Here is a 25,719-nt window from a genome sequence, read left to right as displayed (position 1 = left end):
TACAATGGGTACTACTAAAAAAGCTGGATTAGATAGGGTTTGTTGGGATGCTATAGGCGTAAAAAAACCCGTAATTCGTTAAAATTACAGGCTTTTTCGGTCTTCTTGGTAAGGTGTAAAACCTTGAATTGGTGGAGGCGGCGGGAATTGAACCCGCGTCCGTCAGTCCTCTGCCGAGGGATCTACATGCTTAGTACAGTCTATTAAATTTAGCGGGTTGCAACCCGACAGACAGGGCGCGCAAACCGCGATTCCGGTGAGTTTTTAACGAATCCACCCCGGACGAGCTTCATCGCGATCATGTGAGATATGACACCTGATAGCCCCGAAAGGCTCCGGACGCACAAGCACGGCTCCGGTCAGATGGCACCCTACCGGGTATTAAGCGGCGAGTGCGTAGTTGTCGTCGTTGGCAACTATAATTTGCGACTTTGGATTTACGAGATTGGTCGCCATCTCGGCATGCACCCAGGGTTTTGTAACCGGCGTCGAATCCAAAACGCCCCCTGAAACTGCTGTTTTGTGTTGCTGTTAAAAAACATTGTCTCGCGTGGATATTACCACAGAGGTCAGTGCTTCATTAGACTTATTCTGCGGATGAAGTTCAGTACCAGAGCGCTAATTGATCATCGGGTGCGACGGACCAGGCGCTGTTTCTGCCGTTCCCAGTCACGATTTTTTTCAGTTTCGCGTTTATCGTGTTCTTTCTTGCCCTTGGCCAGGGCGATTTCACACTTCACAAGATGATTTTTCCAGTACAGTGCGGTGGCTACACAGGTGTAGCCCTTCTGATTGACACCGTTGAACAGTTTGCCGAGTTCCCGTTGGTTGAGCAGGAGTTTGCGGGTCCGGCCGGGGTCGGTGACGTAGTGGGTGGACACGGTTCCCAATGGCGTGATGTGTGCACCAATCAGATAGGCTTCCCCGTCTTTCAATAATACATAGCTGTCGGTGAGCTGAGCTTTGCCGGCACGCAGGCTTTTTACTTCCCAGCCCTGCAGGACAAGGCCCACTTCGAATTTTTCCTCGAGCTGGTATTCGTGACGGGCCCGTTTGTTGAGTGCAATGGTGGGGTTTTTTTGGGGGTGTTGGGGTTTGTTAGCCATGGGTCGGCATTATAAGGATTGCGTTGGGGTGCGCCTATGATTTTTGTGTCGGTGTGTCTGATTGCCCTGGTTTTGTATAGCGGGGATTGCCGGTACAATCCGTTCAGTTTTGACAAGGGTGGCAGCGATGGCGGAACAACAGCGGGAATCCCCGGCAGAAGCCGGTGGGTCTGGACCAACCTCCGGAGGGCCTCCTGTCTGGTCCAGTCGCTGGACCTTTGTGCTCGCGGCAACGGGTTCCGCGGTGGGGTTGGGGAATATCTGGAAGTTCCCCTATATCGCCGGTGAAAATGGTGGCGGTGCTTTTGTTCTGGTGTATCTGCTGTGTATCTTGCTGGTTGGGATACCTGTCATGGTGGCTGAGGTCATGCTCGGACGGCGAGGGCGCCAGAGTCCGATCAATACGATGCGCCGTCTCACCATAGAAGCGGGGTTGGAGCGGCACTGGCATGCGATAGGCTGGCTCGGTGTCACGGCCGGGTTGATGATCCTGTCCTATTACGCTGTGATTGCCGGGTGGGCACTCAGTTACATTGGGCAAATGGCTGGTGGTACATTCCAGGGTGCGAGCGCCGATCAGGTTGCCATTATTTTTTCAGATCTCTTGTCTGACCCGAAAACGCTGATTCTGTGGCAGACGGTTTTCATGATTCTCACCCTTTTGGTGGTTATTGGCGGGGTAACCCGGGGACTCGGTGTCGCGGTACGAGTATTGATGCCGGTGTTGTTTGTGCTGTTGCTGATTCTGCTGGTGTTTGGTATTCAGCGAGGTGATTTCCCCCGGGCTTTCGATTTTCTATTCAGTTTTAACTATGAAGCGCTGACCTGGGCAGGGGTCCTGGAGGCGATGGGGCATGCATTTTTCACACTCAGTCTCGGTATGGGAGCCATTATGGCCTATGGTGCCTACATGCCTGAGCATGCCCGTATCGGTCGCACGGTACTTGCCGTCGGGTTTCTGGATACGGTGGTGGCGCTGGTGGCCGGTTTGGCTATATTTCCTATTGTGTTTGCGAACCCGTCGATAGCTCCCGGTGTGGGCCCGCGATTGTTGTTCGTCAGCCTGCCGGTCGCATTTGGCAACATGACCGGTGGGCTGCTGTTTGGCAGCCTGTTCTTCGTGCTGGTGACTTTGGCGGCCTGGAGTTCAGCGATCTCGCTGATCGAGCCCGCCGTTGCCTATCTCATCGAGTCGAGAAAATTTACCCGTATTACCGCAAACCTGCTGCTTGGTGGTATTGCCTGGGTTGTGGGTCTGGGCAGTGTTTTATCGTTTAATCTCTGGGCGGAAACACGGGTTGTCGGGTTTAATTTTTTTGAGTTTATGGATTTTCTGACTTCCAGTGTCATGCTGCCCCTTACGGGCCTTTTTATTGCGTTGTTTGTCGGGTGGATGATGCGGCCGGAAACGGTTCAGAGTGAGCTTGCCGATGAGTCGGGCCGGGTCTTTAAGAGCTGGTACTGGATATTGCGATATATTTCGCCAATAGCTGTGGGTATTATTTTCGTGATGGGCCTCTACAAGACATTTTCCTGATGCTGACAACCATAAAACGCAGTGCGCTGGTGATGTTCTCCGCTGAGCAGATGTACGATCTGGTCAACGATGTGAACAGTTATCCACGCTATATGGAAGGCTGTGTCGGAGCCGATATATTAGAGCAGTCAGAGGGCGGTATGGTGGCCAGATTGGACCTGAAAAAAGGCGGCATCGGTTACAGTTTTATCACTCGAAATACCCTGAAAAAACCCGAGCAAATTACCATGAGCCTTGAGCAGGGGCCTTTTAAAAGGTTGTTCGGTGAGTGGCACTTCAAACCATTGACGGCAAGTGCCTGCAAGGTGATGCTTGACCTGGAATTTGAATTTAACAGTCTGTCGGTAGGGCTTGCCTCCACTAGCTTGTTTACCTCTGTGGCGAACAATCTGGTAGATTCGTTGGCAAGGCGTGCTCAGGAGGTCTACGGTCCGTGAAAGATATTGAGTTGATTACCGTAGAGGTGGCCTATGCGTTGCCTCATCGTCAGCAACTGCTGTCACTCAAGGTTGCTCCCGGAACCACTGCGTATGAGGCGGTTCGGCAGTCCGGGATTGTGCAGCAGTTTCCCGAGATTGATCTGGAAAATGTAAAAATGGGTATTTTTGGACAGGCTCTGGGTACCAAGGGGCTCAATCCACCAAAGACATATGTGCTGGAAGCGGGTGATCGGGTTGAAATTTACAGGTCCCTGACCGTCGACCCTAAGGAAATTCGCAAGCGACGTGCGGCGAAGGCCATGCAGGGTAATTGATTACTCGTCGGCAGCTTCGATATTCATGGCCGTGGGAATAAAGTCACCCCTAAAACCCACCAACTGATCATTTTCGAAGAAAATGGCCATACGCTCCCTGACTTCGTCGCCGGTGCTGGGTGACAGACTGTAGTAATAATCCCAACGATCCTCATTGAAGGTATCGGAAATCAATGGGGTGCCCATCACAAAGCGTACCTGGGATTTGGTCATGCCTGGACGAAGCTGGTCAATCATGTCCTGTGTGATGACGTTGCCCTGCTGAATGTCGAACCTGTACACATTGGGCAGTTTGGGCATGCTGAAATCCGGCATTGAGACACCTGAGCACCCGCCGAGCAGGACGGTAACGGCCAGGCAACAGGTTATTCTTGCAGTAAGATGCATTGGGGGTTCCAGAGTTTTCAGTGAACGGCGATAATACAGAATCAATCCAACGTATTAAAGAGGCGGTAGTAGAATGAAGGATGAAAATCGGGAGTTGCGGAAAGTGGGGCTCAAGGTTACCGTACCCCGCCTGAAGATCCTTCAGATTCTTGAAGAGATCAATGAAAGTCATATGAGTGCTGAAGATGTGTACCGCAAATTACTTGAAGCCGGTGACGATGTCAGTATTGCCACGGTCTATCGGGTGCTGACCCAGTTCGAGGGTGCCGGCCTGATTACACGGCATAACTTTGACAGCGGGCCGGCAGTTTATGAAATTGATCGCGGCATTCATCACGATCATATGGTGAATGTGGATAACGGCGAAGTGATTGAATTCCAAAGCAGTGAAATTGAAGTGCTGCAAAAAGAGATGGCTGCCAAGCACGGGTTTGAGCTGGTGGGTCATAACCTCGTGCTTTACGTGAAAGCGAAAAAATAATCAGTCGCTGATCAGGCGATCCGAGTCTGGTTCCTGCCAGCCTCTTTTGCCCGGTACATGGCGCTGTCAGCCGCTTTCATGACGCCCTCAAAACGCAGTGCATCCTGTGCATCGGCAACCCCGATACTGACCGTAACCCGGATATTGCCCTGACGGCGTGACGCGCCACGTTTTTTCTCGCCACTGGACTGAAGGCGCGGGCGACTTTTTTTATCCCGGGTAGACATATCGTAATTCGCAATGGTTTTGCGGAGTTCTTCCAGGTAGTCAATCACCTGATCGGGAGTCTTGCCGCGGAATAGCAGACAAAACTCCTCCCCCCCAAAGCGGTAGGCGCGTCCGCCACCACCAACCCGGCGTAATTTCGCGGCAATGGCACGAAGTACCTGGTCACCCAGGTCGTGGCCATATTGATCATTGATCGGTTTGAAATGGTCCACATCCACCATCGCCAGTGCATAGTGATTCCCCATGCTGCGCACATCGCGGAGTAGTGCCCTTCGGTTGGGAATCTGGGTCAGTTCGTCCCGGTACACCATGTTGAGCAGGGCCTGGGTCTGATTGATGATCAATAGTAGTCCGGCGGCAGAAAACATGGTCGAAGAAATGTACGGTAACTGAAACCGTCCCACGGTTATAAAGCTGAAAAACACGCAGCCCGGCAGGCTGCTGTCGAGATACTCTCTGCGGAGCAAAGGCAGAATGATGCCGAGGGTATACACCAACAGAAACAGCAGCCCCGCCGGAGCCGATATCTTCAGGCCAAAGAAAGTACTTTCGCTGATACCGGGCAGGAGGTTGGCGAACCAGAGGGGTTGCCACTGAAACAGACTGATAATGATCAGGGCAAAAATTGAGATAAACGCGATCAACACCAGAAAAGCGGGGTGTCGCCAACCGGTATCAGGAAGGACGATGAACACTGCCAGCATCAGTGGCAGGCACAGTGAAATGAGGCTGAAAACCTGGCTGGCCGGTTCGGCAGTCAGGGGCGCCTGCAAAAAATACCGAATCAACCAATAGCCGATCAGCATCGTCATGGCAGTGCCCAGATCTCTGGAGTGGTTTGCCAGTAAAGCCATGAAGGCGGCAAGCCCGCAGATGATAAAGGGTAGCTGTTCGAGAAGAGCGAGTTGATCATCCTTCAAGGCGGGTAATTGCCAATAGGTGAAGGCTGCCAGTATGAGGCAGAATATCGGTGCGAGCAGGCGAATAAGAATTTGTGACATAACTTGCGGGTTGTGTTCGCCTTCCCTATCCAAAAGATGGTCAGTCTAAGGGGTTGCGGTGGTTGCGTAAATATCCGGTTGGCCGGGTTGATAGTTTCCGGGTGGCTGCCTGGTTTGAGTCAGAGCCGGTATTTAAGATGAGGGGTTTATGTGGAAAATGCTGCAAACAATAACAGGTTGCATGCTGCTCGCGGCCTCCGGATCCGTGTTGGCAGACAGGTTTTGTTGGCTGCTGGCTGAGACCTACTACGAGCAAATTTACTGTGAATTGCAGGCTTCGGGGCAAGGGGCGGACTTGCCTTCGTTGCTGGACTTTCGGCGCAATAATGACAGGATTCAGGCGCTGTTGCTCAGGCGGCCTGCCGCCAGAGCCGGTATCAAAGTTGCTGTCCCGGCCGACCTCCGATCGCCTGTGCCGGACATTGTTGTGGCCGAAAAACCCCGCAAAGCCGGTAACGGCCTGGATGGCTGCAAACTTGATCATCTGTCATTGGTTTGCGAGGGTGGCCGCTATTCGATAGTGAGTAATCAGGCTAATAGCAGACTGACGGAGGGTGTGCTCGGGGCATCGAATAAAATAAAAATGGCTGTTTTTCGAGGCTCAATGGATGACCAGCCCGCCAAGGCTGCCTACCTGGCCAGGGCTTACCGGCAATACTTGGAGAAAATGATGGAAATAGGCCTTGGCGGATCGACTTTCTCCTATGCAAAGTTTGCCTATCTGCTTGATGATGTGATGGTCAGGGGAGTGGATTTTGCGCACCGTTTTGAGACGATGTTTGGTTTCCTGAAGGAAGACAAGCAGCGTATCGCCGTTAATGAAGTGCAGCCGGATTCACTGGCACTGCAAATCAACCAGTGCGATCGTTTCGGAAGGCAGTTGGTGGCGTGCAACAATGGCAGAAAGAATTATCTTTTTCGTCGACAGGATTAATCGATCCGCTCTGCGCGGCCATACTCGATCACTCGCGACGGTTTGGCTGACAATACCCGGTATGCCTTAAGCATATTAAACATGGCCTGGCCGATGTGCTGTTCTGCCATGGCCAGTTCGCGGGCAGTGATCATCTCGCGCTCATGATTACTCAGGTTGGCGGGATTGCCACCGAGCTCCGCATCAATGCGCTGCATTAACTGATCGATAAACAGCTGGCTGTTTCCACGGGACTGGTGCAAGCCGCCGGCGTATTGCTTCACTGTTCCGGGGAGGTCACGCATGGCCTGAAAAGTGGCCTTGGTATTTCGTATGACCAGTCTGGTCGGCAACATGCTCAGGTTGAAACTCGCCGATAGCAACTGCTGGATCATCATATGCTCCTTCCCGGGTTGGTTTCGGAAGCATCAGTATAGCAGAGGTCTGAGGCCGGCAATCCTTCAGTTTTCCTTCAGAATAAATAGCAACACAACAGGGTTGTTCGAGTATCGGCAGGTTGGAAGGCGGTTTTCCACGCGAATATTTTGTGCAGTATTAAAAAACGCGCTAGTCGATCATTGAAGCGGCGGCAATGAGCAGTAGCATGACGCCGATTCCGATCAGTACCAATTTGCCGACCCGGGCAAGTGTTTCTGTATCTTCTCTCTGCATGGTGATGCCCTCCTGATATTGAGAAAGGGGTCAGCATAGCGGTTTGAGTCATGGGCATTATTGATCTGTATCAAGCGGGTTAGCCGCCCAGTTGCAACATCTCTCTGGCGTGACTGAGACTGGTGTCAGTCACTTTGGCGCCCCCAAGCATACGCGCGATTTCATTGGTGCGGTCAGCACCTGAAAGCAGCCGGATAGTACTGTTGGCAGAATGTTTGTGGGTGGTTTTGCTCACCAGCAGGTGATGGTGAGCGCAGGCAGCTACCTGTGGCAGATGAGTTACGCAAATAACCTGTCCCTGCCCGCCGAGCTGACGCAGCAGTTTGCCTACCACATCGGCGGTGGTGCCACCGATACCCACATCCACTTCATCGAAAATCAAGGTGGGGACTGCGGAATGGTTTGCCGCGATAACCTGAATCGCCAAACTGATCCGTGAAAGTTCACCGCCGGAGGCGATTTTGGCGAGAGGTCTCGGCGGTTCTCCCGGATTGGTGGCAATGAGAAATTCGACAGTTTCCACACCGTTAGCCGTTAATTGCCCTGATTTGACGGGGGTTAGCTGGGGTATGAACCGTGCGCCATCCATCGAGAGGGCCGAAAATTGCTGTTCTACCAGCGCAGAAAATTCAGCTGCTGCGGCTGTTCGGCAGGCTGTGAGATTTTCCGCCAGTGCGAAGTACCGGTCGGACAGGCCGGTCGCCTGTTGTCGAAGTTTTTCAATGCCGCCCTCGCCACCGGCGAGGTTGTCCAGTTCTTCCTGCATAGCCAAATGTCTGGCCGGTAGCTCTGTCGGGGAAATGCGGTGTTTGCGGGCCAGTTGATAGATTGTGCTCAAGCGTGCTTCCAGTTGCTGGAGTCGTGCCGGGTCCCGTTCAAATCTGTCCAGATGTTGCTGGATCTCACGGCCGGCTTCCGCCACTTCAATGGCCGCACTGTTGAGCAGTTTTTCTGCCTCGATCAGAGGGGCGGGCTTGCCTGGCATGTTGGCCAGTAACTGCAGGGCTCTGCCAAGGCTGTCTTGCAGGTTGAAATCATCTGCCTCGCAGCAGAGCTGTAAAAGCGCCCCGCTATCCCTGAGGATGGCCTCGGCATTTCCCAATAGCAGTTGCTGTTGTTCCAGCTGCTCCAGTTCACCCTCTTCAAGGGACAGCTGCTCCAGTTCCGATAGCTGGAAAGTGAGCAATTCCTGTCTGGCACGCAGTTCGTCGGCCGCGTTTTCCAGTTTATCCAGCAGCTGCATTGTGGTCGTCCACTGCTGATAAACCTGTTTCAGTTCGCCAGCCAGCTCTGAACATCGGGCAAAATCGTCCAGAATTTTGTGGTGGGTCTCTTTGCGCAACAGCGACTGGTGTTCATGTTGACTGTGAATATCGATCAGCATCTCGCCGAGCTCGCGCAACTGCTGCATGGTGGCGGCCTGGCCATTGATGTAGCCCCGCGATCGACCCTCCCGGGTCAGTAATCTCCGCAACAAAGCCTCTTCATCATTATTGTCGGCAAAATCGTTATCGATCAGCCATTGTCTGGCCGTTGCAACGCCTGTTAGGTCAAATAAAGCCGAAACCTCGGCGCGTTCCTGACCTTGACGGATCCGGTCCGTATCGGCGCGATCCCCCAGCGCCATGGCCAGTGCATCGAGCACGAGGGATTTGCCCGCACCTGTTTCACCGGTCAGTGCTGTCATGCCCGTGGCGAAATCCACTTCGAGGGCTTCCACCAGCGTGAAATGTTTGACTGTCAGGGTAGTAAGCACCAGTAATGCCTGTTTGTGTGAAGTGACATCAGAAGACCAATGGTATACACAATTTTTCAGCGCGTCTGCCCTTGAAACAGGGACCAATGGCCCAATATAGCGGGTTGAAGCAAAGTCCTGAAGCAGCGTATTCAACAGAAACAGGGGAGATGTTGCGTGTCAACAGAACAAAATCACCAGGAACCGGATCCGCAGGATCCCGGCTCAGAGGATGCCGCCGAGCTGCGGCCTGATGAAGCAGCACAGCCGGATGCACAGTCTGCCACCACCGAGGTTGAGCAGTTGACGGTTGATCTGGCCAACGCCAAGGATCAAGTGCTGAGAACCCATGCGGAAATGCAGAACCTGCGACGGCGTATGGAACGGGATGTGGAAAATGCCCACAAGTACGCACTCGAAAAATTTGTCGGTGAACTGTTGCCGGTGGTCGATAACCTCGAACGTTCCATTCAGGCGATGGCTGATGTCGGTGATGAATTCAAGGCGGTCAGTGACGGCATTGAGCTTACCCTGAAAAGTTTTCAGGATGTACTGGATCGCTTCAAGGTGGCGACTGTCAATCCCGGCGGCGAAGTGTTCAATCCCGACCTTCATCAGGCGATGAGCATGCTTGAAGTGCCGGATGCAAAACCGAATACCGTCATTGATGTTTTCCAGAAAGGTTACACCCTGAATGGTCGGCTGATTCGCCCCGCCATGGTGGTGGTTGCCAAATCGGTGGCGAATAACACCAGCGAGACTTGAAATTCCGCAATGCGGGCCAATATACAAAATCAGAAACCAATTTTTACCAGTTTAAGCAAACCCGGAGAAACAGATAATGGGCAAGATAATCGGAATTGACCTCGGCACCACCAACTCTTGTGTGGCTGTACTTGAGGGCGACAAGCCGAAAGTGATCGAAAATGCCGAAGGCACGCGCACCACGCCGTCCATCGTCGCATTTGCCGATGACAATGAAATCCTGGTGGGCCAGTCTGCCAAACGCCAGGCAGTGACGAATCCCAGTAATACCCTGTTTGCCGTCAAGCGGCTGATTGGTCGTCGTTTTGACGATAGTGTGGTGCAAAAGGACATCAAGATGGTGCCCTACAAAATCGCCAAGGCGGATAACGGTGATGCCTGGGTGGAAGTCAAGGGCGACAAAAAGGCACCGCCGCAGATTTCAGCCGAAGTTCTGAAGAAAATGAAAAAGACGGCTGAAGATTATCTCGGCGAGAAAGTCACTGAGGCCGTTATTACAGTGCCGGCCTATTTCAATGACTCCCAGCGTCAGGCTACCAAGGACGCCGGTCGAATTGCAGGTCTTGATGTCAAGCGTATTATCAATGAGCCGACCGCTGCTGCCCTCGCCTATGGTATGGATCGTGACCCCGGCGATCGTGTGGTTGCCGTTTTTGACCTCGGCGGTGGTACCTTTGACATTTCGATCATTGAGATTGCCGACGTGGATGGTGAACACCAGTTCGAAGTGCTCTCCACAAACGGTGACACTTTCCTTGGTGGTGAGGACTTTGATCTGCGGCTGATTGAATACCTGGCTGCTGAATTCAAAAAAGACAGCGGTATTGATCTGCACAGTGATCCATTGGCACTGCAACGCCTCAAAGAAGCTGCGGAAAAAGCCAAGATTGAGCTCTCCTCCAGCCAGCAGACTGAAGTGAATTTGCCGTACATCACTGCCGATGCCACCGGTCCGAAACACCTGGTGGTCAAGCTGACTCGCTCCAAGCTAGAGTCTCTGGTAGAAGAACTGGTTATCCGCTCTATGGAGCCGGTGAAAGTGGCATTGAAGGATGCCGGTAAGTCCGCGTCAGAAATTGATGACGTGATTCTGGTGGGCGGCCAGACCCGGATGCCGTTGGTACAAAAATATGTGACTGAATTCTTTGGCAAAGAGCCGCGCAAGGATGTTAACCCCGATGAGGCTGTTGCGGTTGGTGCTGCTATTCAGGCGGCGGTACTGTCAGGTGAAGTAAAAGATGTGTTGTTGCTGGATGTGACGCCTCTCACCCTCGGTATTGAAACCATGGGCGGCGTGGCGACACCCCTGATTGAGAAAAACACCACAATCCCGACCAAAAAATCGCAAATCTTCTCAACAGCGGATGACAACCAGCAAGCCGTTACCGTTCATGTTGTTCAGGGTGAGCGCAAACAGGCAGCCGGTAACAAGTCCCTGGGTCGATTTGACTTGGCTGACATTCCTCCGGCACCCCGCGGTATGCCCCAGATTGAAGTCACTTTTGACATTGATGCGAACGGGATACTCAATGTGAGTGCCAAGGACAAGGCTACCGGCAAAGAGCAGTCCATTGTCATCAAGGCTTGCTCCGGTCTCTCCGATGACGAGATCGACAAAATGGTCAAGGATGCTGAGGCAAACGCCGCTGAAGACAAGAAATTTGAAGAGCTGGTTCATGCCCGCAATGCTGCGGACGGCTTGGCCCACGCTGCCAGAAAAACCCTTGAAGAAGCGGGTGACAAGGCCAGCGCTGAAGAGAAAGAAGCGATCGAGTCTGCCATCAAGGGTGTGGAAGACGCTGTCAAGAGTGATGACAAGGAGGCGATTGATGCCGCGGCGAACACACTCTCCGAGGCCTCTTCTACACTGGTACAGAAACTTTATGCCGAGCAGGCTGCGGCCCAATCCGAGGGTGCAGAGTCATCCGGGGAGGGCACATCTGATGATGCGGTGGATGCCGAGTTTGAAGAAGTGAAAGACGACAACAACAAGTAAGGTTCGCCTTATTTTGAGTGCCCGGCACGCAAGTGCCGGAAGCAGGCGCGGTTCCCAGTCCGCGCCTTGCCGTGTCTGGTGTGTGACCAAGATACGCACACCAGGCGATGTGATGATTACTGCCTCTGGCAGTGAACCCAACCAGAGAAGTTGACACGCAATGGCCAAACGCGATTATTACGAGATTCTCGGTGTTGCCAAAAACGCCTCCGCTGACGAAATCAAGAAAGCCTACCGCCGGATTGCGATGAAAAACCATCCGGATCGGAATCCGGACAACAAGGAGGCCGAGGATGTGTTCAAGGAAGCGACTGAAGCATACGAGGTGCTTTCCGATAAGGAGAAAAAAGCTGCCTATGACCAATACGGTCATGCCGGAGTGGATCCCAATGCCGGATATGGTGGTGGCCAGGGTGGCCGCGGATTTGGTGGTTTCAGTGATATTTTCGGCGATGTGTTCGGTGATATTTTTGGCGGCGGCGGTCGCGCCAGGGGTGGCCCGATGCGGGGTTCGGACCTGCGCTATGATATGCAGCTGGATCTCGAAGATGCCGTAAAAGGCAAAACGGTTCAGATTCGCGTGCCTACCCTGGTCAGTTGTAAAACCTGCGACGGCTCCGGTGCCAAAAAAGGCAGCACGCCAACCACCTGTGGCACTTGTGGCGGTCATGGGCAGGTGCGAATGTCGCAGGGTTTCATTGCTGTTCAGCAGACCTGCCCGACCTGTCGAGGTCGCGGTCAGGTTATTTCTGATCCCTGCGGTGCTTGTCACGGTCAGGGCCGTGTCCAGGAAAGCAAGACGCTGTCTGTCAAGGTTCCTGCGGGCGTTGATACCGGTGATCGAATTCGCCTTGCGGGTGAAGGTGAGGCGGGACCGGAGGGCGGTCCTCCGGGTGATCTTTATGTCCAGATCCATGTGCGGGAGCACGCGCTGTTCAAGCGTGATGGTCGAAACCTGTATTGTGAAGTGCCGATCAGTATTGTGGACGCCATCCTGGGTGGAGAAATTGAAGTGCCCACGCTGGATGGTCGGGTGAAACTGAAGATTCCACCTGAAACCCAGACTGATCGTGTTTTTCGCCTGCGTGGCAAAGGTGTCGCCAGCGTTCGCGGCGGCGGTCCTGGCGACCTGCTTTGTCGGGTGGTCCTCGAGACGCCGGTGAACCTGAACGCCGAGCAGAAAGAGTTGTTGCGTCAGTTGCAGGAAAGTCTTGAAAAAGGCAAACACTCCCCCAAAAGGGCGTCCTGGTTTGAGGGCGTGAAAAAATTCTTTGATGGTTTTACGATATAGCGATTATCTGCACATAGGCACCCTGTTTGGTGCCTGTTGCCATCACTGTGGGATATCCCGATGACACGAATAGCGGTTACCGGTGCTGCCGGGCGGATGGGCAAGACGCTGATTGAAGCGGTTGCCCTGCATCCATCCATGTCTCTGACTGTTGCCCTGGAACGACCTGGCAGTTCCCTGATAGGTGTTGATGCCGGCGAGTTGGCGGGGATCGGTTCGAATGGTGTCAAGGTGCTCGGCGATATACGCCAGGCACTGGAGCAATTTGATGTGCTCATTGATTTTACCGCCCCTGATGCCACCCTTGCGAATGCGGCGGCCTGTGCTGCCAGTGGTCGCAAGATGGTAATCGGTACCACCGGTTTTACCCCCGAGCAGCGTGCTCAGCTGGTTTCCCTGGCTGATCGAACTGCCCTGTGCATGGCCTCCAACTTCAGTACCGGGGTTAATCTGTGTTTTAAATTGCTGGACATGGCTGCCAGAGTGCTTGGCGATGACGTCGATATTGAAATTTGCGAGGCGCATCATCGCCATAAGGTTGATGCGCCATCAGGCACGGCGCTGAGTATGGGTGAGGTGGTGGCCGGTGCTCTGGGGCGTGATTTGAGCCAGGTCGCTGTCTACGGCCGCGAGGGGCAGACAGGAGCACGTGATCGGCAAACTATCGGCTTTGCCACTGTGCGAGCCGGTGATATTGTCGGCGACCACACGGTGATGTTTGCGGCTGAAGGGGAACGTGTGGAAATTACGCACAAAGCCTCAAGTCGCATGTCGTTTGCCCGCGGTGCGGTTCGCGCAGCGGGATGGTTACAGGAAAAGCAGGTCGGCCTATTTGATATGCAGGATGTCCTGGGCCTGAAGTAGATGGGAAAGGCAACCCCTGTATGCTCCCGGTTAGACCACCGGGAGTAGCTGTCCTACCAGAAAAGCACCACCAAAACCGATTGTGTAGGCAATCAGCAACTGCCCGATAAATCTCAGATAGGTGGCAAAGGTCAGTCCCTGTACCTTGCTCATGGCGACGATACCCGCCGCCGAGCCAATCACCAGCAGTGACCCGCCAACGCCAACCGCGTAGGTCAGAACAATCCACTGGCCACTGGCCATGCTGATATCGGATTTCAGCAGTGCCGCAGTCAGGGGGACGTTATCAATTACAGCCGATAAAATCGCCATCAGATAATTCGCTGCAGTGTGGGGTAGTTGTTCATACAGTGCGGTGACACCGGTCAACACCTCAATTTTCTGTAATGTGCCCACCACCAGTAGTACGCCGAGAAAGAACATCAGCGTTTCAAATTCGATCAGCCTGATATAGTCCATAATCGGGTCTCGCTCGATGTCCTCCTTGTAGAAATACGCCACCAGGAACATCACTGAAAGACCAAAGAGAAAACTCAAAACTGGCGGTATGCCAAATGCGACGTTGCCGATAATGGTTGCGGCGATGGTGGCCAGAAAAATAGCTGCAATAACGGTATCCACCCTGTTTACCGGTGTGGTCTGGTGTCGAATCTCTATGGTGCCATTCAGGCCGCGACTCAGTAGCAGTGCTAGGCAGAGCACGGCTATTAATGAGGGGAAACTGAGCAGCAGCAAATTTACAATGGTCACTTTGCCGTTCAGAAAAATCATCAGCGTGGTTACATCCCCGGTGATCAGTGCGACGCCCCCTGAATTGACGGCAAATACCACCAAAACTGTCAGTTTGACGGTTTTTTCCAGGGGGAGCTGCAGGGAGAGAATCAGCGCGATTGAACAGAGGGTGGCGGTAATATTGTCGGCCAGGGAGGAAAACAGGAAGCAAAAGATAGCTGTCAGAAACATCAATGGTCGCTCGCCGATGGACTGGGGCAACAGTTTGAACATCAGGCTTTCAATCATGCCTTTTTTGTTCAGATAGGCAACGAAAGTCATTGCAGCCAGCAAAAATAGCCAGAGCGTGGCAATTTCGGCGATATTTTCACCAAGGCTGTGCTTGACAGAAAGTTGTGCCGTCTCCCCCGGTGCAAAGATAAACAACAGTATCTAGGACAGGGTGCCGATAAACAGGGTAATTTTCGCTTTATTGACGTGTGTTTTTTCTTCAAAAATTACACCGAGCAGGGCGATGATGGCCATGAGCACCAGGACAGTATTGAGCATGATTCGCTCCGGGGAGGCTGAGATAAGGTGCCCTATTGTAGGGTTTTTGTGGTGTTTTTGGCATGTCGGGATAATAAAAGTCTGCGGTTTTTTTGTCCCGGATCAGTGCCCTGTCGACGGATTAGCACTGGACATAAGCAGGCCTTTTGCCTAAAATATCGGGTTAGTTTCTGTTGATAAGAAACGCCCTGCAAAGACACAGGCGAAAGCGCGATTGAATGATTGGAAAGCGAGGTGAGACGTACGGTTTCATCTCGCTTTTTTGCAGCCTGATATCATGGATCTCAGCGGGTTGATTTTTGATACGGGCGATTCCGGCAGTTTTGGATCCCCGGTTATTTGAGGAGGTTGCTTTGAATACCGATAGCCATCGGTCCGCTATCCTTGCACTTGAGGATGGCACAGTTTTCGAGGGCATTGCCATTGGCGCAGAGGGTGTTTCCAGTGGTGAGGTGGTATTCAATACAGCATTGACGGGATACCAGGAAATTCTCACGGATCCCTCCTATGCCCGCCAGATCGTAACACTGACGTATCCCCATATTGGCAATACCGGCATCAATGATGAAGACAGCGAGTCCGACCGGATCTGGGCTGCCGGTCTGGTCATCCGGGATTTGCCGTTAATGGCAAGTAATTTTCGCTCCCGCCAATCCCTTGATGCTTATCTGACGGCAAACAACATTCTCGGTATTGCCGATATAGACACTCGAAAACTGACTCGGATTCTGCGGGAAAAGGGTGCCCAGAATGGTTGCCTGATGGCCGGTTCTGTTGATCGGGCACAGGCTTTGTCCTCGGCAAGACATTTTGCCGGTTTGAAAGGTATGGATCTCGCCCGCGAGGTGACCACTTCAAAATCCTACGCTTGGCGGGAGGGTAGCTGGCGACTGGGGGCGGGGTATTCAGTCCCTGCGCAAAGGCCCTGCAATATTGTCGCCTACGATTTTGGTACAAAGCGCAATATTCTGCGCATGCTGGTGGATCGGGGAGCCAATTTGACGGTAGTCCCGGCAGAAACGCCCGCTGCCGAGGTGCTGGCCATGAACCCCGATGGTGTGTTTCTCTCGAACGGCCCCGGTGACCCGGAACCCTGCGATTATGCTATCCGTGCCATTCGCGAAATCCTTGAGCATGATTTGCCGGTATTTGGTATTTGCCTGGGGCATCAACTGCTGGCGCTGGCCAGTGGAGCCAGAACAATAAAGATGAAATTTGGCCACCACGGTGCCAACCATCCGGTGAGAAGCCTTGATGATGGACTGGTATTGATTACCAGCCAGAACCACGGTTTTGCAGTGGATGAAGATACATTGCCCGACAATCTGCGCGCTACCCACCGATCATTATTTGACGGATCACTACAGGGTCTGCATCGCACTGACCGGCCAGCCTTCAGTTTTCAGGGGCACCCGGAAGCCAGCCCCGGGCCCCACGATGCCGCGCCACTGTTCGACCACTTTTTTGAATTGATTCGGGCCAGGCAGACAAAGGGCTAGTTCCCGGAACGAGGTAAGCCGAGTGCGCCCGTCGCTTCTCGCTGCGGTTCAGTCGTTGTGACATACATCGTTTCGGCGGGTGATCCAAGCTAACGACAATTACCGGACTGACGATAATTTATGCCAAAAAGAACCGATCTCAAAAGTATCCTGATCCTCGGCGCCGGCCCCATTGTTATCGGGCAGGCCTGTGAGTTCGACTATTCGGGTGCCCAGGCTTGTAAAGCCCTGCGGGAAGAGGGGTACCGGGTGATTCTGGTGAACTCCAATCCGGCCACAATCATGACGGACCCATCCATGGCGGATGCGACCTATATCGAGCCTGTGGAATGGCGAACCGTCGCCAAAATTATTGAGCGGGAGCGTCCCGATGCCCTGCTGCCGACGATGGGTGGGCAGACGGCTCTCAATTGTGCGCTGGATCTGGCCCGGGAAGGTGTGCTTGAGCAGTTCGGTGTCGACATGATCGGTGCTGATCGGGATGCAATCGATAAAGCCGAGGACCGCAACCGTTTTGACAAAGCCATGAAGGCAATCGGACTGGAAACGCCCAAAGCGGTTATCGTGCACAGCATTGAGGAGGCGTTACAGGTGCCCGATCAATTCGGTTACCCCTGTATTATTCGTCCGTCCTTTACCATGGGTGGTTCCGGTGGCGGTATTGCCTATAACCGTGAAGAGTTTGAAGAAATCTGCCGTCGGGGGCTGGATCTTTCGCCCACCAAGGAGCTCCTGATTGATGAGTCCCTGATTGGCTGGAAAGAATATGAAATGGAAGTGGTGCGGGACAGGAATGATAACTGCATCATCATCTGTTCCATCGAAAATCTTGACCCCATGGGTGTCCACACTGGCGATTCGATTACTGTGGCCCCGGCCCAGACCCTCACCGACAAGGAATACCAGATCATGCGCAACGCTTCCATAGCGGTGTTGCGGGAAATTGGTGTGGAGACCGGTGGATCCAACGTGCAGTTTGCTGTGAACCCGGAGGATGGTCGCCTGGTGGTGATCGAGATGAATCCCAGGGTGTCGCGTTCCTCGGCCCTGGCATCCAAGGCAACGGGTTTTCCGATTGCCAAGGTGGCGGCAAAGCTGGCGGTGGGTTATACCCTGGATGAATTGCAGAATGATATTACCGGGGGTGCCACTCCAGCTTCCTTTGAGCCCAGCATCGACTATGTGGTCACCAAGATACCCCGTTTTGCTTTTGAAAAATTCAGTACAGCCAATGCCAAACTGACCACACAAATGAAGTCGGTGGGCGAGGTGATGGCGATTGGTCGTACTTTTCAGGAATCCCTGCAAAAAGCACTTCGTGGTCTGGAAGTAGGGTCCGCCGGGTTTGAGCCGCGAGTGGATGTGAATACCGAGGAGGGGTTAAACGAGTTGCGGGAACAGCTCAGTGATCCGGGTGCGGAGCGTATCTGGTTTGTGGGCGATGCTTTCCACGCCGGTATGTCTGTGGATGAGGTGTTCAGTCTTTGCGCCATTGACCCCTGGTTTCTGGCACAGATTGAAGACTTGATCAGGGAAGAGCAAAGATTGCAGGGCCGTGCACTGGAAAGTCTGGACGCCGGCCAGCTGTTTGCCCTCAAGCGTAAAGGGTTTTCCGATATTCGGCTGGCGAGTCTGCTCAACAGTTCTGAGTCTGCCGTGCGCGAGCGGCGCAGGGCGCTGAACATTCACCCGGTTTACAAGCGGGTGGATACCTGTGCGGCTGAATTCGCCACGGCCACCGCATACATGTACTCCAGTTATGAAGAGGAGTGCGAGTCGCAGCCCACTGATCGCAATAAAATTCTGGTTCTGGGTGGCGGACCCAATCGCATCGGTCAGGGCATTGAATTTGATTACTGTTGTGTTCATGCGGCGCTGGCCATGCGGGAGGACGGTTACGAAACTATCATGGTCAACTGTAACCCCGAAACAGTATCAACGGATTACGATACCTCGGATCGCCTCTATTTCGAGCCGGTTACCCTGGAAGATGTGCTGGAAATTGTGCGGATTGAAAAACCGGTTGGCGTTATCGTGCAGTTTGGCGGGCAGACCCCGCTGAAGCTGGCGCGCGCGCTGGAGGCGCAGGGTGTGCCCATTATCGGCACCACACCCGATGCCATTGACCGGGCTGAAGATCGCGAGCGGTTCCAGCAGATGATACACAAACTGGGGTTGTTGCAACCGGCTAATGCCATTATCCGCTCTGTGGAGGAAGCCGTTGTTGCTGCGGCCGGAATTGGTTATCCACTGGTCGTCCGGCCGTCTTATGTACTCGGTGGCCGCGCCATGGAAATTGTCTACCGGGAGGAGGAGCTGCAGCGCTATATGCGCCAGGCTGTTCAGGTCTCCGAGGACGCTCCTGTGCTGCTCGATTACTTCCTTTCCTCGGCGGTAGAGGTGGATATCGATGCAGTTTCGGACGGTGAACATGTGGTGATTGGTGCCATCATGCAGCATATCGAGCAGGCAGGTATTCACTCGGGTGACTCTGCCTGTGCCCTACCGCCCTACAGTTTGCCCGCAGATGTGCAGGATGAAATGCGCGGGATTGTTAAGGCAATGGCCGTGGAACTGAATGTCAAAGGTCTGATGAATGTGCAGCTGGCGTGGCAGGATGGCAAGGTCTACGTGATTGAAGTCAATCCCAGGGCCTCTCGCACCGTGCCGTTTGTCTCAAAATGTATCGGAACCTCACTGGCAAAAGTGGCAGCACGCTGTATGGTGGGAGTATCGTTGGCGGAACAAAATTTTACTACCGAGATTATTCCCGATTACTTCAGTGTCAAAGAGGCGGTATTGCCGTTCAATAAATTCCCCGGTATTGATCCCATTCTCGGACCGGAAATGAAGTCCACCGGAGAAGTAATGGGTGTCGGTGATACGTTTGCCGAGGCCTACGCCAAAGCGGAACTGGGGGCCAGCGATCCGATTCCCACATCCGGAACAGCTTTTCTCAGTGTTCGGGAGCCTGACAAGGCCGGGATTGCGACGGTGGCCCGCAGTCTCATAAACAGTGGTTTTGACCTGGTTGCAACCAGTGGTACCGCCCAGATTATTGAAGACGCTGGGCTGCCGGTCGAACGGGTCAATAAAGTGAAACAGGGGCGTCCGCACATTGTGGATATGATCAAAAACGATCAAATCAGTCTGATCATCAATACCACAGAGGGTCGTCAGGCGATTGCGGACTCCTCCACCATACGATCCAGTGCGGAGCAGCGCGGGGTCTATTACACAACAACACTCGCTGGGGGGCAGGCGGTCTGTATGGCGCTGGAGCAGAGTGGAGAAATTAAAGTCCGTCGGTTGCAGGAATTGCACGAGAGGAACCAGTAATGCAAAAAATACCCATGACAGTTGAGGGCGTGACAAAACTTCGTCAGGAACTGGATAATCTGAAAAAAGTTGAGCGCCCCAGGATTGTTGCGGCCATCGCCGAGGCCCGCGCGCACGGCGACTTGAAGGAAAATGCTGAATATCATGCGGCACGTGAGCAGCAGAGTTTCGCCGAGGGCCGCATGCAGGAAATAGAGGGCAAACTGAGTAACGCCCAGATTATCGACATCAACCAGATTCCACAGGGCGACAAAGTGATTTTTGGTTGCACAGTTGATCTGATCAATCTGAACACTGAGGAACGCGTGACCTACAAGATTGTTGGTGATGACGAATCAGATGTAAAACTGAACAAGGTCTCCTATCAATCACCGATAGCTCGGGCCATGATAGGCAAGGAGATAGGTGACATTGTAGTCGTCAAAACGCCGGCGGGTGATGTGGAGTACGAGATTGACGATGTGCAACATATCTGATGATCTGAGTGGTACAGCGCTTAGGTTCCGGAAAAAGATGACCGCAACAGATTCGACAAATGTCGATTGGGCTGCTTTGCCCTTCTCAGCAAAAGCACAATATGTCCGACGGTTTGAATCACCTCGGCACCCAGCGTATCCACCAGGGTTGCAATAGCTGTCTGCTTTGCCTCGCGGTCACCCATAACAAGCTTGACCTTGATCAGCTCATGGTCATTGAGGGCGCGGTCAATTTCTGCGATAACCGAATCGGTGAGACCTTTGCCGGCTACGGTGACCACCGGGTTGAGTTTGTGACCCAGGCGCCGCAGATGTTTTTTGTCCTCATTGGAAATTGTCATAGAATGGTTGTCCTTTAAAGCGGCGCGTATTTTAGCCGAACTGATAACAGGTTGATATGGGCCGGTCAAAAAGCAGCCAGCGCTGGCTGCAGGAACACAACAGCGACCACTACGTGAAACGTGCGCAACAGGACGGTTACCGCTCCCGTGCCAGTTATAAGCTACTGGAGTTGCACAAAAAAGATCGCCTGTTCAAACCCGGGATGACAGTGGTTGACCTCGGCGCGGCTCCGGGCGGTTGGTCTCAGGTTGCTGCGGCGTTGGTCGGCGACAAGGGTCGTATTATTGCCTCCGATATCCTACCGATGGATAGTATTGCCGGTGTTGATTTTGTCGAGGGCGATTTTACCGAAATCACCGTCTTTGATGAGATCCTTAGATTGCTTGATGGCCAGCAAGCAGACCTTGTAATTTCCGATATGGCCCCCAATATGAGTGGTATGAAGGCTGTTGATCAACCCAGGGCAATGTATCTGATAGAGTTGGCTCTTGAATTGGCCTGTCAAATATTGAAACCCGAGGGAGTTTTTGTTGCCAAAGTATTCTACGGCGAAGGCTTCGATGACTTTTTGCGTGCGGCTAGGCAACGTTTCCAGCAGGTAGTGACACGGAAACCCGATGCGTCGCGCTCCCGCTCCCGTGAGGTTTATCTGGTTGCGAAGGGGCTCAAGGCTCCTGACTAAATTGTATTCAGCCGGTGGGTGATCCCTGTCCGGTTACCGCTGCGTCCAAATGGCCGGTAGAATAGAAACCGGTGGCGCCAATGATGAGGAAGTTCAGTTGAACGACATGGCAAAGAATCTTGTATTGTGGTTGATCATCGCGGCGGTATTGTTGTCCGTGTTTCAGAATTTCAATCCACCCGCCAAGGAAGACAGCATCAGCTACTCCGCTTTCATCGAAGAGGTGCAAACGGGTCGTGTCAGCAGTGTCGTCATCGAAGGTCTGACGGTTGAGGGCAAGCGTGCGGATGGTAGCGCCTTCAAAACGATACGCCCCAATGTTCCTGACTCGGGGTTGATGAACGACCTGCTCAATAATAACGTGCGCGTCGAAGGTCGCGAGCCGGAAAAACAGAGCCTCTGGGTGCAGTTGCTGGTAGCGTCCTTTCCGATTCTTTTGATTCTCGCTATTTTCATGTTTTTTATGCGCCAGATGCAGGGCGGTGCCGGCGGCCGTGGTGGCCCGATGGCCTTTGGCAAAAGTAAGGCACGTCTGCTCGGTGAGGATCAGATTAAAACCACTTTCGCGGATGTGGCTGGTGTGGATGAAGCCAAGGAAGATGTGCATGAGCTGGTGGATTTTCTCCGCGATCCATCCCGCTTTCAGCGACTTGGTGGTCGTATTCCTCAGGGGGTTTTGATGGTGGGCCCGCCCGGTACCGGTAAAACATTACTGGCAAAAGCGATTGCCGGTGAAGCTAAGGTGCCCTTCTTTTCCATCTCCGGTTCCGATTTTGTCGAAATGTTTGTTGGGGTGGGTGCTTCCCGGGTGCGGGATATGTTCGAGCAGGCCAAGAAGCAGTCGCCCTGTATTATTTTTATTGATGAAATCGATGCTGTGGGCCGTCACCGCGGTGGTGGTTATGGCGGTGGCAATGATGAGCGCGAACAGACATTAAACCAGTTGCTGGTTGAAATGGACGGTTTTGAGGGCAACGAAGGGATTATTGTCATTGCTGCCACTAACCGGCCCGATGTGCTGGATAAGGCCCTGTTACGCCCCGGTCGTTTTGATCGCCAGGTATACGTAGGTTTGCCAGATATCCGTGGCCGTGAGCAGATACTCAAGGTGCATGGCCGTAAAGTCCCTTTGGACGAACGTACTGACCTGAGCGTAGTGGCCAGAGGCACTCCGGGTTTTTCCGGGGCTGACCTCGCCAATCTCGTGAACGAGGCATCGCTGTTTGCGGCGCGCGCCAACAAGCGCACAGTGACGATGGAGGAGTTCGAGAAAGCCCGTGACAAGATCATGATGGGGGCCGAACGGCGTTCCATGGTGATGTCTGAAAAAGAGAAAGAAAACACGGCTTATCATGAAGCCGGTCACGCCATTGTCGGTCGGATGATGCCTGAGCATGACCCGATCCATAAAGTCAGTATTATTCCACGCGGTCGTGCACTTGGTGTAACCCAGTTCCTGCCGGAGGAAGATAAATACAGCATGAGTCGCCGTCAGCTGGAGAGTCAGCTTTGCAGCCTCTTTGGGGGTCGTATTGCCGAGCAACTTATTCATGGGGCCGATGGTGTTACTACCGGCGCATCAAATGATATCGAGCGCGCTACCCAGATGGCTCGCAATATGGTGGTGCGCTGGGGTTTGTCCGACAAAATGGGACCGGTATTGTATGGCACAGAGGAGTCGCAGATTCCCGGTGCCGGAAACACAACCTACTCGGAAGAAACCGCCCGTGAGATCGATGTTGAGGTACGCCGTGTGCTCGATGGTTGCTATGAGCGTTCGAAGAAAATCCTCGAAGACAATATTGATGTGCTGCACGCCATGAAAGACGCCTTGATGGAATATGAAACGATTGATCTGGAACAGGTTGATGACCTGATGGCGCGCAAGCCGGTTCGTCCCCCACATGACTGGCATGATGACGATTTTGGTAGCAGACCGGAACCCGGCGGCAGCCCGACGACAGAGGATTCCGATGAGCCGGGAATTGTAGGTGGGCCTGCCAAAGAGCATTGATGAGCGGGCAGTTCCTAACCTGCGGGGTCGCGACATGTTCGACCCCATTTTCTTTTGAGTCGGTGGCAATGCACTCTGCCTTTTCTTTCCTTTGATGAGTAAGGTTGTATGACAGATCTCGCTCATTCCTTGATGGATTTTTCACTACCGAAAATCATGGCGGTATTGAATGTCACACCGGATTCCTTTTCCGATGGTGGCAGGTTCTATACGGGCAATCTTCAGCCCGATCTCTCCCTTGTTCTCAGCCGAGTTGAGGGCATGCTTTCCGAAGGGGCTCACCTGATTGATATCGGTGGTGAATCGACTCGTCCCGGCGCCGAGCCTGTTTCCCCTGAAGAAGAGCTGTCACGTGTCCTGCCGGTGGTTGAAGCGATAGTCAGTCGATTCGATGTGCCTGTGTCAGTCGATACCAGTACCCCCGTTGTGATCAGCGAGTCGGCCCGTGCAGGCGCGGCAATGATCAACGATGTGCGCGCACTTCGGCGTCCCGGTGCACTGGGGGCGGCTGCCGCCAGTGGTTTACCTGTCTGCCTGATGCACATGTTGGGGGAGCCACAACAGATGCAACGGAATCCTGAATACGGCGATATAACCACCGAAATAAAAGCATTTTTGCTGGAAAGAGTGGCCGCTTGCGAAGTGGCAGGTATTCCCCGAAGCCGGGTTATCCTGGACCCGGGCTTTGGTTTCGGTAAAACCCTACAGCATAATTTAAGCCTGTTCAGGTCATTGCCGGAGCTGGTGGGTTTGGGGTTTCCGGTGCTCGCGGGTCTTTCCCGGAAATCACTGGTAGGGACTATTCTGGATAAGCCGGTAGAGGATCGGATGGTGGGCAGTGTTGCGTTTGGTCTGTTGGCGGTGCAGCGAGGTGTAAAAATACTGCGGGTGCATGATGTATCCGCTACTGCCGATGCACTTAAAATATTGCGGGCTGTTGAGGGATAAAGCATGACAAGACTGTATTTTGGCACGGATGGTATCCGCGGGCGGGTGGGTTTTCACCCGATCACAGCGGACTTTGTGCTCAAGCTGGGTTGGGCTGCAGGTAAAGTGTTCAGTGCCCAGACCCGGGGACGAAAATTGATTGTAATGGGCAAAGACACACGGGTTTCCGGTTACATGTTTGAGTCGGCCCTCCAGGCTGGATTGATTGCAGCTGGCGTTGATGTGGCTTTGTTAGGGCCGATGCCGACCCCCGCTATTGCCTATTTGACGCGGACTTTTCGAGCCCAGGCTGGGATTGTCATCAGTGCCTCCCATAACCCGTATTACGACAACGGGATAAAGTTTTTCGGTGGCGACGGCTTCAAACTGTCTGATGAGTTGGAACTGGCTATTGAGCAGTATCTGGAGAAGCCTCTGGTGACCGAGGATTCCCTCAAATTAGGCAAAGCTCACCGTGTTCCCGATGCGGTGGGGCGCTATATTGAGTTTTGTAAGGGTACCCTGCCAGCGGGCAGTGATTTTCAGGGTTTAAAGCTGGTTGTTGACTGTGCCAACGGTGCTACATATCACATCGGGCCCAGCGTCTTCAGGGAGCTAGGCGCAGACGTGGTGGAAATGGCCGTGGATCCAGACGGTTTCAATATCAATGAGAATTGTGGTTCTACACGTCCTGCGCTGTTGCAGGATGCCGTCGTCAGGGAGAAGGCCGATATGGGAATCGCCTTTGATGGTGACGGTGATCGCGTAATGTTTGTGGACCATAAGGGGCATATGGTAGATGGCGATGAGTTGCTGTTCGTGATTGCCAAACACCGTCATCAGCGCGGCGAATGCAGTGGTGTTGCCGGAACCCTGATGAGTAACCTGGGCATGGAGTTTTCACTCAAGAAGCTGGGCATTCCGTTTTATCGCGCCAATGTGGGTGATCGCTATGTCATTGAGGCAATGCGTGAGCGCAAATGGCAGTTGGGGGGCGAGAGTTCGGGACATATCATCTGCAGTGATCTCACCACGACCGGTGATGGCGTGGTAGCGGCATTGCAGGTGTTGTATGCCATGCGTGATACGGATACGTCACTGAATGCACTCAAAAAAGGCATGAAAAAATATCCCCAGAAAATGGTCAATGTGAGGATCAAACAGAAGTTTAATCTGCTGGATTTTCCCGAGATTCAGCAAGCCGTAGTAGCTGCGGAGGCAGAGCTGGCAGAATGTGGCCGGGTATTACTCCGGCCATCCGGGACCGAGCCTCTGGTCAGGGTGATGGTGGAGGGAGAGGATGGCAGTTTGGTGGACAAACTTGTCAAACAAATTGCCGCTGTGGTCGAAAAAGAGATTGGCTAGTTTGATGTGCGAGACAGGGACGGGTAAGTTGCTGTCAATGGCAAAACAGCGACGGCGATTGCCG

General features: G+C 53.4%; 23 protein-coding genes and 1 other RNA gene. 16 read left to right on the top strand and 8 right to left on the bottom strand.

What is annotated here, in order from left to right; all coding sequences use genetic code 11:
- Window positions 1–129 precede the first annotated feature (129 nt).
- Window positions 130–507, bottom strand: a transfer-messenger RNA (tmRNA) gene (gene ssrA, locus ACTF5G_RS06840).
- Between the two features lie 119 nt (window positions 508–626).
- Window positions 627–1,106, bottom strand: a complete 480-nt coding sequence (gene smpB, locus ACTF5G_RS06835; protein ID WP_438952077.1) for an SsrA-binding protein SmpB — start codon at window positions 1,104–1,106, stop codon at window positions 627–629.
- Window positions 1,107–1,233: 127 nt separating this feature from the next.
- Here smpB and ACTF5G_RS06830 point away from each other — a divergent pair, with 127 nt between their 5' ends.
- The 3 genes from ACTF5G_RS06830 to ACTF5G_RS06820 are packed head-to-tail and all read left to right on the top strand — an operon-like array spanning window position 1,234 to window position 3,397.
- A complete protein-coding gene (locus ACTF5G_RS06830) occupies window positions 1,234–2,643 on the top strand; it encodes a sodium-dependent transporter (RefSeq protein ID WP_438952076.1) in 1,410 nt (469 codons plus the stop codon).
- Window positions 2,643–3,080: a type II toxin-antitoxin system RatA family toxin gene (locus ACTF5G_RS06825; RefSeq protein WP_438952075.1), complete on the top strand. Its 438-nt coding sequence runs from the start codon at window positions 2,643–2,645 to the stop codon at window positions 3,078–3,080. Before ACTF5G_RS06830 ends, ACTF5G_RS06825 begins: the two co-directional genes overlap by 1 nt.
- Complete coding sequence (locus tag ACTF5G_RS06820) at window positions 3,077–3,397, top strand: RnfH family protein (RefSeq protein WP_438952074.1); 321 nt, start codon at window positions 3,077–3,079, stop codon at window positions 3,395–3,397. The genes ACTF5G_RS06825 and ACTF5G_RS06820 overlap by 4 nt, the downstream gene beginning before the upstream one ends.
- Here the strand turns inward: ACTF5G_RS06820 and ACTF5G_RS06815 are convergent, their stop codons facing one another.
- Window positions 3,398–3,697, bottom strand: a complete 300-nt coding sequence (locus tag ACTF5G_RS06815; RefSeq protein WP_438952073.1) for an outer membrane protein assembly factor BamE — start codon at window positions 3,695–3,697, stop codon at window positions 3,398–3,400.
- A 160-nt stretch (window positions 3,698–3,857) separates the two neighbouring features.
- Between ACTF5G_RS06815 and fur the strand changes: the two genes are divergently transcribed.
- Entirely contained in the window at window positions 3,858–4,265 is a 408-nt protein-coding gene (gene fur / locus ACTF5G_RS06810; RefSeq protein WP_438952072.1) for a ferric iron uptake transcriptional regulator, read from the top strand.
- An 11-nt stretch (window positions 4,266–4,276) separates the two neighbouring features.
- Here the strand turns inward: fur and ACTF5G_RS06805 are convergent, their stop codons facing one another.
- Window positions 4,277–5,494 (bottom strand): diguanylate cyclase, encoded by a 1,218-nt coding sequence (locus ACTF5G_RS06805; RefSeq protein ID WP_438952071.1) that lies wholly within the window; start codon window positions 5,492–5,494, stop codon window positions 4,277–4,279.
- 208 nt (window positions 5,495–5,702) lie between these two features.
- Here ACTF5G_RS06805 and ACTF5G_RS06800 point away from each other — a divergent pair, with 208 nt between their 5' ends.
- Window positions 5,703–6,428, top strand: coding sequence for a hypothetical protein (locus tag ACTF5G_RS06800; protein ID WP_438952070.1), 726 nt, complete (start codon window positions 5,703–5,705; stop codon window positions 6,426–6,428).
- Here the strand turns inward: ACTF5G_RS06800 and ACTF5G_RS06795 are convergent.
- The gene (locus tag ACTF5G_RS06795; protein WP_438952069.1) at window positions 6,425–6,805 is read right to left on the bottom strand and encodes a hypothetical protein; all 381 of its coding nucleotides are present in this window, start codon (window positions 6,803–6,805) and stop codon (window positions 6,425–6,427) included. The genes ACTF5G_RS06800 and ACTF5G_RS06795 overlap by 4 nt on opposite strands.
- A 353-nt stretch (window positions 6,806–7,158) precedes the next feature.
- Entirely contained in the window at window positions 7,159–8,835 is a 1,677-nt protein-coding gene (gene recN, locus ACTF5G_RS06790; protein ID WP_438952068.1) for a DNA repair protein RecN, read from the bottom strand.
- 156 nt (window positions 8,836–8,991) lie between these two features.
- Here recN and grpE point away from each other — a divergent pair, with 156 nt between their 5' ends.
- From grpE to dapB, 4 genes are all read left to right on the top strand, one after another.
- Window positions 8,992–9,579: a nucleotide exchange factor GrpE gene (grpE, locus tag ACTF5G_RS06785; protein ID WP_438952067.1), complete on the top strand. Its 588-nt coding sequence runs from the start codon at window positions 8,992–8,994 to the stop codon at window positions 9,577–9,579.
- A 76-nt stretch (window positions 9,580–9,655) separates the two neighbouring features.
- Complete coding sequence (dnaK, locus tag ACTF5G_RS06780; protein WP_438952066.1) at window positions 9,656–11,575, top strand: molecular chaperone DnaK; 1,920 nt, start codon at window positions 9,656–9,658, stop codon at window positions 11,573–11,575.
- A 160-nt stretch (window positions 11,576–11,735) separates the two neighbouring features.
- Window positions 11,736–12,866 (top strand): molecular chaperone DnaJ, encoded by a 1,131-nt coding sequence (gene dnaJ, locus ACTF5G_RS06775; protein ID WP_438952065.1) that lies wholly within the window; start codon window positions 11,736–11,738, stop codon window positions 12,864–12,866.
- Between the two features lie 60 nt (window positions 12,867–12,926).
- Window positions 12,927–13,730 carry a 4-hydroxy-tetrahydrodipicolinate reductase gene (gene dapB, locus ACTF5G_RS06770; protein ID WP_438952064.1) on the top strand — a complete coding sequence of 268 codons (804 nt, stop codon included), beginning with the start codon at window positions 12,927–12,929 and terminating at the stop codon, window positions 13,728–13,730.
- 30 nt (window positions 13,731–13,760) lie between these two features.
- Here the strand turns inward: dapB and nhaD are convergent, their stop codons facing one another.
- Window positions 13,761–14,888, bottom strand: a complete 1,128-nt coding sequence (gene nhaD / locus ACTF5G_RS06765) for a sodium:proton antiporter NhaD (RefSeq protein WP_438952063.1) — start codon at window positions 14,886–14,888, stop codon at window positions 13,761–13,763.
- Window positions 14,889–15,364: 476 nt separating this feature from the next.
- Here nhaD and carA point away from each other — a divergent pair, with 476 nt between their 5' ends.
- The 3 genes from carA to greA all read left to right on the top strand — a co-directional run bounded on the left by carA (window position 15,365) and on the right by greA (window position 20,325).
- On the top strand, window positions 15,365–16,510 hold the full coding sequence (carA, locus tag ACTF5G_RS06760) for a glutamine-hydrolyzing carbamoyl-phosphate synthase small subunit (RefSeq protein ID WP_438952062.1): 1,146 nt from the start codon (window positions 15,365–15,367) through the stop codon (window positions 16,508–16,510).
- Between the two features lie 120 nt (window positions 16,511–16,630).
- Window positions 16,631–19,849 carry a carbamoyl-phosphate synthase large subunit gene (gene carB / locus ACTF5G_RS06755; RefSeq protein ID WP_438952061.1) on the top strand — a complete coding sequence of 1,073 codons (3,219 nt, stop codon included), beginning with the start codon at window positions 16,631–16,633 and terminating at the stop codon, window positions 19,847–19,849.
- Window positions 19,849–20,325, top strand: a complete 477-nt coding sequence (gene greA / locus ACTF5G_RS06750; protein ID WP_438952060.1) for a transcription elongation factor GreA — start codon at window positions 19,849–19,851, stop codon at window positions 20,323–20,325. The genes carB and greA overlap by 1 nt, the downstream gene beginning before the upstream one ends.
- A gap of 20 nt (window positions 20,326–20,345) precedes the next feature.
- Here the strand turns inward: greA and yhbY are convergent, their stop codons facing one another.
- Window positions 20,346–20,666: a ribosome assembly RNA-binding protein YhbY gene (gene yhbY, locus ACTF5G_RS06745; RefSeq protein ID WP_438952059.1), complete on the bottom strand. Its 321-nt coding sequence runs from the start codon at window positions 20,664–20,666 to the stop codon at window positions 20,346–20,348.
- Window positions 20,667–20,722: 56 nt separating this feature from the next.
- Between yhbY and rlmE the strand changes: the two genes are divergently transcribed.
- From rlmE to glmM, 4 genes are all read left to right on the top strand, one after another.
- Window positions 20,723–21,349, top strand: coding sequence for a 23S rRNA (uridine(2552)-2'-O)-methyltransferase RlmE (gene rlmE / locus ACTF5G_RS06740; RefSeq protein WP_438952058.1), 627 nt, complete (start codon window positions 20,723–20,725; stop codon window positions 21,347–21,349).
- 106 nt (window positions 21,350–21,455) lie between these two features.
- Window positions 21,456–23,363, top strand: coding sequence for an ATP-dependent zinc metalloprotease FtsH (ftsH, locus tag ACTF5G_RS06735; RefSeq protein ID WP_438952078.1), 1,908 nt, complete (start codon window positions 21,456–21,458; stop codon window positions 23,361–23,363).
- 108 nt (window positions 23,364–23,471) lie between these two features.
- The gene (folP, locus tag ACTF5G_RS06730) at window positions 23,472–24,311 is read left to right on the top strand and encodes a dihydropteroate synthase (RefSeq protein WP_438952057.1); all 840 of its coding nucleotides are present in this window, start codon (window positions 23,472–23,474) and stop codon (window positions 24,309–24,311) included.
- A 3-nt stretch (window positions 24,312–24,314) separates the two neighbouring features.
- On the top strand, window positions 24,315–25,655 hold the full coding sequence (glmM, locus tag ACTF5G_RS06725; protein WP_438952056.1) for a phosphoglucosamine mutase: 1,341 nt from the start codon (window positions 24,315–24,317) through the stop codon (window positions 25,653–25,655).
- Window positions 25,656–25,719: the final 64 nt, after the last annotated feature.

It is taken from the genome of Porticoccus sp. (assembly GCF_965660005.1).
GTDB lineage: Bacteria > Pseudomonadota > Gammaproteobacteria > Pseudomonadales > Porticoccaceae > Porticoccus.
The sequence above is the reverse complement of the archived record's forward strand: the minus strand, read 5'-3'. Positions and strand labels throughout refer to the sequence as shown.